Origin of the sequence: Corynebacterium sp. 401_CJEI (genome assembly GCF_001076435.1) — a bacterium.
Taxonomy (GTDB): Bacteria; Actinomycetota; Actinomycetes; order Mycobacteriales; family Mycobacteriaceae; genus Corynebacterium; species Corynebacterium jeikeium_D.
Map to the genome: position 1 here is coordinate 1 of NZ_JVIP01000025.1, position 6,680 is coordinate 6,680.

Consider the following 6,680-nt stretch of genomic DNA (forward strand, 5'->3'; position numbering starts at 1 on the left):
TACACCGTGGTTGTGCACACCCCAGCCTGCGCGGCAATCTCGGCAACACTATATGAGCCGGCCATAAGCATCTCGTAGATCACGCGATGCTTATGCATCATCGAGACCTTCGGGTAGTGCGATTGGTGCTGGATCTCAATTCCGGCTTGTCGCGCCCACCGCCTGACAGTTGGTGAGGGTATCCCTAACTCACGTCCAACTGCGCTTGCTGATGCCCCGTTGGCGATGTGTTGAAGCGCAATCGGTTTGATGGCACTGTATTTCGTTCGGCGGGTTTGCTTCACTACTTCTCCTGGTCGAAAGTGGTGATGCATTCACCGCCTGAACCTACCAGCCAGTTTTCGGGCAATTTTTGTCATAAACGTAGTCAGTAACTCGCATTGGAGTTACTTGGCTGAGCTCGTCACGGGCTAAGATAGTGAAAATTATTTTTCTAGCTCAGTTTGAGGAGTGACCGACGTGCTAGCTGACATCATTGATGTGCTTGCTGACCCCATCGATGGCACTGATTTGAAGTTTGGTGATGCCGAACGAATGACTCTGAAGTCCGAATCCGGACATAGCTATGATGTCGCCCGCCAGGGTTACGTTACGCTCGCCGGTGGGGCTGGTCTGCGCTACACCGGCGATGACGCCAAGATGATTACCGCCCGCGAGGAGTTCCTCTCTGGTGGCCACTATGCTCCATTCGTTGAGGCAGTTACAGGCAACGTCCAGGACGTGCTTGACGACGCCAACGTGTCCGAGGCCGCCAGCCCAGTCATCTGCGAAGTCGGTGCGGGCACTGGTTATTACCTCGCACACACGCTGGACAGCATTCCCAATTCCCGGGGCGTGGGCATCGACGTCTCAGTGCCGGCCGCCAAGCACCTGGCCAAGAGTCACCCGCGGCTCGGTGCGGTTGTGGCCGATGCGTGGGCGCGTCTGCCGCTGCGTGATGGCTCCATCGATGCGCTTACAGTCGTCTTCGCACCTCGCAACGCGGAGGAGTTCGCTCGCGTGCTCAAGCCGGGCGGCCAGGTCGTGGTTCTGACTGCCACTACTGGTCACCTGGGCGAGCTTCGTGAGCCGCTGGGCATCATCGATGTCGAGCGCGGCAAGGTCGAGCGCATGATTTCCCAGGCAGAGGGGCACCTCGTGCCTGTTGGTGACCCGGAGCTGGTGGAGTTCGGTATGAACCTCAACCAGAGTGCAATTGCCGCTCAGATCGGTATGAGCCCGTCGGCACGCCATATCCACCCAGAGGTGCTGCAGGAACGTATTGCAGCGCTACCTGCAGAGATGCACGTCACCGCCCGTGCCTATGTCACCCGTCTGGGGCGCCCGGGCGACTAGCGCCTACTCCTTGACCTCGGTTTTGTGAATCTGTTCATCCAGGTCATCCGGATCCAGATCAGCATCCGAGAATTCCGCCGTTAGCGGAAGGCGAAGTTGCAGGTCGGTGCCCGGGCACAACTCGATAGTGCCCGAGCGCAGCTTAAAGTCCAGCACATGCCCGCCGCCGGTGCCGCCTTCCGCAAGGAAGTGCACGTGACAGCCGGGCACCGAAATTCCCTTCTCGTACACCGGCGTGCGGAAGCCCGCAATCGTGCCCCGCAGGTTCTCGAAATCAACCGACGCGTCTTCTTCCGTCGCATCAACCATCTTCTGGTACGGCTTTTCCTGCTTTACGACGGTTCGAGTCTTCACCCACTCAAATTCGCCGGTAATCCGCAGTGCGTACATAAAGTTTTGGCTCGGCACCAGGGAATCGATGATGGGACTAATTTCCTTGCGCGTTAGGTTTTCCGGCGCATCCATCACCGTGTGGGGAACGAAGTTGGTCACCACCGTGTAGGGACTGCGCTGATCCATGGTGGCCCGGGTCGCGGAGCCGTCGTGACGCACCTGCCAGCAAACACCGTCGAGGATTACCATTTCGCCATCGAGACCGTCGAAGGTGCCGATGCCGAAGTTTCCATGACCAAGGATTTCGCCAATGGTCATCTCGCCGTCGTAGATGCCATCGAGCAGTGCGGACATCAGTGAGTTTTGGAAAATTGTGTGTCGGACCGTTGGAAAATTCTCGTGAGTGGTCATGGAAGCCATTATATTCGCGGTGCTTGTGGCTCAGTTTGTTCGGCGTTTTCGGTCCGATGGTGTGGGAGGACCCTGCGGCACGAAAAACGCCCTGCGGAAGAATCCACAGGGCGTTGTTTGGTGAATCGAGCGGTTGGTTCTACTTCGGCTGGATGGTGACTGACACGTGGTCAGAAGTCGAGACGATATGAACCGTCTGGCCATCGGCAGCGACAGTGGCGTGGCCACCCTCGACATTCACTGTGAACCCATTCGGGAAGTTGATTGAGGGCACAACGAGCTCGCTGGTGGAACCAGGTGCGAAAGATCCGGTGCCATCGACGCGGCTATTGTTCCAGCTGGCCTGGTAGACACGGGTGTCGTGGTTCCAATCGGTAGCTTGCGGGGTGCCTGCGACCGCTCGCAGGTGTGGAGCGGCGAGGATGGTCATCTTATCGCGGTTGAAGGCATCGGCACCTACAGGTCCTGGATCCTTCGGGTCGAAGACCATGCCCTGTTCCTTCTGGTTCTGCGTCGTCGGGTCGTCGCATCCGCAGTAGGACCAGTACTGCCAGCCGACCATGTGGCGCCGAGCAAGCGAAATTACGCCATTGAGGGTATCGGCATCGTCGGTCGCACCGAACTCGGAAAGCAGTGTGGCCGAGCCGTTACCGGATGAGACGATTTCCGCATTGTCGAAGACGCGACCATCGAAAAAGTCACAGCCCGTGTAGGTGTTGAACAGGGCATTCGTGGTGCAGTAGACATGCCAGCTGAGGGCCGTACCAGCGGTTTCAGGAATTTCCGGGGCTGCCGGATTCGTGTTCAATCCGGTGTTCCACATGGAGTAGGGCTCGTAGTGGACAATAGCGTCCGGGTCCTTGTCGACAATCTGATTGGCAGCCTTCTGGTGCAGTTCATCGAGCTTTTCCTTAGCCGGACCACAGTCGCCGAGAGCCAAATAGCACAGTGGGTATGCCGAGCCTGGCCACGGTTCATTAATGATGTCGTAGCCCATCAGTCCCGGCATGTCGCCAAGACGTTTGGCGACATGGCCCCACATGGCTGCGTAACGCTCCTGCAACCCAACGCCGCCCGGCCCTTCGCGGTTATTCAGGAAATTGTCGTATGCCCTAATGAGGCCGATATTGAGGGCCTGGTTAGCGGGGAAGCCAACCTTCAAGAGGCTGGGAACGCCGTCGTCAATGACAGCCCAATCCGGGGCAAATTCGCCTTCGAACTTCTCGTTGTACATGTCCTGGTGGGCATCGACCAAGACCGCGATTCCACGCTCAGTGAGCATGGAGATAGTGCGGGCAATGGAATCCAGGTATTTGTCGTTGTACTCGCCGGGCTTTGGCTCTACTGCTTTCCAGATAATGCCGACTCGCATGGAGTCGAAGCCCTGCTGCACGAGCCAGTCAGCATCGTCCTCGTTAAAGCCTCCGGCCTCTGGGGTGTAAGGATCGTGCTTGTAGACGATGTTTGACCCCTGAGTGAGGAAAGCTCGGCCGTCACCGTCGGTAAACCAGCGACCGGACTGTCCAAGAGGACCACGCTCGGTGATGGTAGCGGTACTAGGGGATGGTGCTACTTCTGAAGCGAGCGCCTGATGCGGTACTGCACCCGCTAGCGCTATGGCAATGGCGGCACCAACTGCTGCCACCTTCTTAGTGAATCTCATACTCAGTATGCTATTGACCAGTAATGATAAATTCAGCCAAAACTCAAATTAGGTTTAGAAAAAGTGGGCAAAGGCATAAGTAAATGTCCTGAACGGGGTTAGTAAAAAGCTAAGAAAGGCCCATCGCTTCCTCTTCGGAAGCGATGGGCCTTATGAGGAGACTTCGTCCACCGCGCAGCCGTGGCGTCTCGCAGACAGCCAGCTACATCAAAGACTTATAGACCTCGACGGTCTGCTGAGCGATGTTCTCCCAGCTAAACACATCTTCAGCGCGCTTCTTGCCCGCCTGGCCAACCTTGGCAGCGCGGTCACGGTCGGCAACCATGTTGTTGACAGCGGCAGCGATGCCTCGTTCGAAGCCCTCCGGATCGGACTCGTCGTAGTGAACCAAAGTGCCGGTTTCACCATCGACGACAACCTCCGGAATGCCGCCGACATCAGAGGCGACAACGGCGGTGCCACAGGCCATAGCCTCGAGGTTAACGATGCCCAGCGGCTCGTAGATGGACGGGCAGACGAACGAATCCGCGGCCGTCAGGATCTCCTGGATCTTCTCCTTCGGCAGCATGTCCTGCACCCAGAAAATGCCATCGCGCTTCTCCTGGAGGTCATGGACGAGCTGCTCAGTCTCCTTCGCGATTTCCGGGGTGTCCGGAGCTCCGGCGCACAGAACGAGCTGCACACCGTCGTCGAATAGCGATGCGGCCTTGACCAAGTGAGCGACACCCTTCTGACGGGTGATGCGGCCGACGAACGCAACCATTGGGCGAGACGGGTCAACGCCAAGCTCCTCCAGGACGGACCAGCCGTTCTGTTCCTTGGACTCTTCCCACGTCGGGCGCGGGTGCCACAGCTCGGTGTCGATACCGTTCAGGACAACGTGAACCTTGTCGGGGGAAATACGCGGGTAGGCGTCCAGGATGGCGTCCTTCATGCGCGCGGAAACAGCAATGACAGCGTCTGCGTACTCCATAGCATTGCGCTCGGACCAGCTGGAAACGTCGTAACCGCCGCCGAGCTGCTCGCGCTTCCACGGGCGGTGCGGCTCCAGTGAGTGCGCGGTTGCCACATGCGGAATGCCCTTGAGCAGACCAGTGAGGTGACCGCCCAGGCCTGAGTACCAGGTGTGAGAGTGGACGACATCAATGTCGGTTGCCGCGGCGGCATTTGCCATGCGCAACCCCGTGGACAGCGTCTTAATCGAGGCGTTGGCATCCTTCAACTCCGGGTCAACGCCGTGGACATATACATCCGCCTCATCGCGAGGAGCACCCATGCAGTGCACATCGACGTCAACGCCGTCGAGGCCGCGCATGAAACGAGTCAGTTCAGTTACGTGAACACCTGCTCCGCCGTAAATCTCCGGAGGGTATTCCTTGGTCATCATGGCAACACGCATAGTTCCAGCGTAACCAGATTTGACAATTTCCGTTGCTTGATATGACTGGGTGTGGGTAGCGGGGAGGGGAGACTGGCAGCGAGGAACGTAAATCGCATATAGGTTGGTTGGTGTGAGGAGTCAACCACATGTTTTGTCCATTGTCCTTGCCGGTGGCGAAGGCAAGCGTCTCTTCCCGCTGACGGAAGACCGCGCTAAGCCCGCCGTGCCTTTCGGCGGTAGCTATCGGCTTATCGACTTCGTGCTGTCGAACCTGGTCAACGCAGGTTTCTTGAAGATCTGTGTGCTGACCCAGTACAAGTCCCACTCGCTCGACCGTCACATTTCGCAGGCGTGGCAGTTGTCCGGCATCACCGGCCAGTACGTCACCCCGGTGCCGGCTCAGCAGCGTCTGGGTAAGCGCTGGTTCACCGGTTCGGCGGACGCGATCCTGCAGTCGCTGAACTTGGTTTATGACGAGGATCCGGAGTACGTCATCGTCTTCGGTGCCGACCACGTCTATCGCATGGATCCGCAGCAGATGCTGGAGGCCCACATCGAGTCTGGCGCTGGCGTGACCGTCGCTGGTATCCGCGTCCCGCGTTCTGAGGCTAGCGCATTCGGTGTCATCGATGCCGATGATAACAACCGAATCACCGAGTTCCTGGAGAAGCCGGCAGATCCGCCCGGCACCCCGGATGACCCGAACTCGACGTTCGCGTCGATGGGTAACTACATCTTCACTACCTCCGCGCTTATCGACGCTATTAAGCGTGACTCGGAAGATGAAAACTCCGACCATGACATGGGCGGAAACATCATTCCGATGCTGGTAGAGGAGGGCGAAGCTTTCGTCTGGGACTTCAAGGACAGCTACGTTCCGGGTGAGACCGAACGTGACAAGGGCTACTGGCGTGATGTCGGTACCATCGATGCCTTCTACGAGGCCAACATGGACCTGATTTCCGTCCACCCGGTGTTTAACCTCTACAACAAGAAGTGGCCAATCCACACCTTCTCGGAGGAGAACCTGCCTCCGGCCAAGTTCGTCCAGGGCGGTATTGCTCAGGCTTCGATGGTCGGTGCTGGTTCGATTGTCTCCGGTGGTACGGTCCGCAACTCGGTGATTAGTACCAACGTTGTGGTCGAGGATGGCGCGACGGTGGAGGGCTCGGTTCTCTTCCCAGGCGTTCGCGTCGGCCGCGGAGCAGTGGTTCGCCACGCGATTTTGGACAAGAACGTTGTAGTTTCCGACGGCGCCATTATCGGTGTCGATCCGGAGAAGGACGCAGAGCGCTTCAAGGTCAGCGCTGGTGGCGTTGTGGCCGTTGGTAAGAACCAGGTTATCTAGGCTGGTTGAGTCCGAGCGGCTGCAAAAGGGCACGTACCGTGGGGTACGTGCCCTTTTTCTTCTAACCCTTTTTGCTACCTAGTTGCTACCTAGCCCCAAAACCGGCAGCCCCAAAAATTATGGGCTGCACGTGTGGCTACGGGCTTCGCCTGTGAATACGGGCATGGGCTGCAAATGTGAAACTGTGTGAGTTTATGACACTTTCAAGC

The 6,680-nt window shown here is 58.0% G+C and carries 6 protein-coding genes; 2 read left to right on the plus strand and 4 right to left on the minus strand.

Annotated elements, in window-relative coordinates; genetic code table 11:
• Positions 1-314, minus strand: a 314-nt coding sequence (locus ADM64_RS06410) for a helix-turn-helix domain-containing protein (protein ID WP_241486319.1), incomplete at its 3' end; no start/stop codon positions are given.
• A 145-nt stretch (positions 315-459) separates the two neighbouring features.
• Between ADM64_RS06410 and ADM64_RS06415 the strand changes: the two genes are divergently transcribed.
• On the plus strand, positions 460-1,335 hold the full coding sequence (locus ADM64_RS06415; protein ID WP_038629489.1) for a methyltransferase domain-containing protein: 876 nt from the start codon (positions 460-462) through the stop codon (positions 1,333-1,335).
• 3 nt (positions 1,336-1,338) lie between these two features.
• Here ADM64_RS06415 and budA read toward each other — a convergent pair whose 3' ends face one another.
• The 3 genes from budA to glgA form a co-directional block, all read right to left on the minus strand.
• Positions 1,339-2,079 (minus strand): acetolactate decarboxylase, encoded by a 741-nt coding sequence (gene budA / locus ADM64_RS06420; protein WP_049180867.1) that lies wholly within the window; start codon positions 2,077-2,079, stop codon positions 1,339-1,341.
• A 139-nt stretch (positions 2,080-2,218) separates the two neighbouring features.
• A complete protein-coding gene (locus ADM64_RS06425) occupies positions 2,219-3,742 on the minus strand; it encodes a glycoside hydrolase family 5 protein (RefSeq protein ID WP_049193593.1) in 1,524 nt (507 codons plus the stop codon).
• A 202-nt stretch (positions 3,743-3,944) separates the two neighbouring features.
• Positions 3,945-5,141 carry a glycogen synthase gene (gene glgA / locus ADM64_RS06430; protein WP_049193596.1) on the minus strand — a complete coding sequence of 399 codons (1,197 nt, stop codon included), beginning with the start codon at positions 5,139-5,141 and terminating at the stop codon, positions 3,945-3,947.
• 112 nt (positions 5,142-5,253) lie between these two features.
• On the opposite strand from glgA, the gene glgC reads away from it, so the two are divergent.
• Positions 5,254-6,471, plus strand: a complete 1,218-nt coding sequence (gene glgC, locus ADM64_RS06435) for a glucose-1-phosphate adenylyltransferase (protein WP_042388575.1) — start codon at positions 5,254-5,256, stop codon at positions 6,469-6,471.
• Positions 6,472-6,680: the final 209 nt, after the last annotated feature.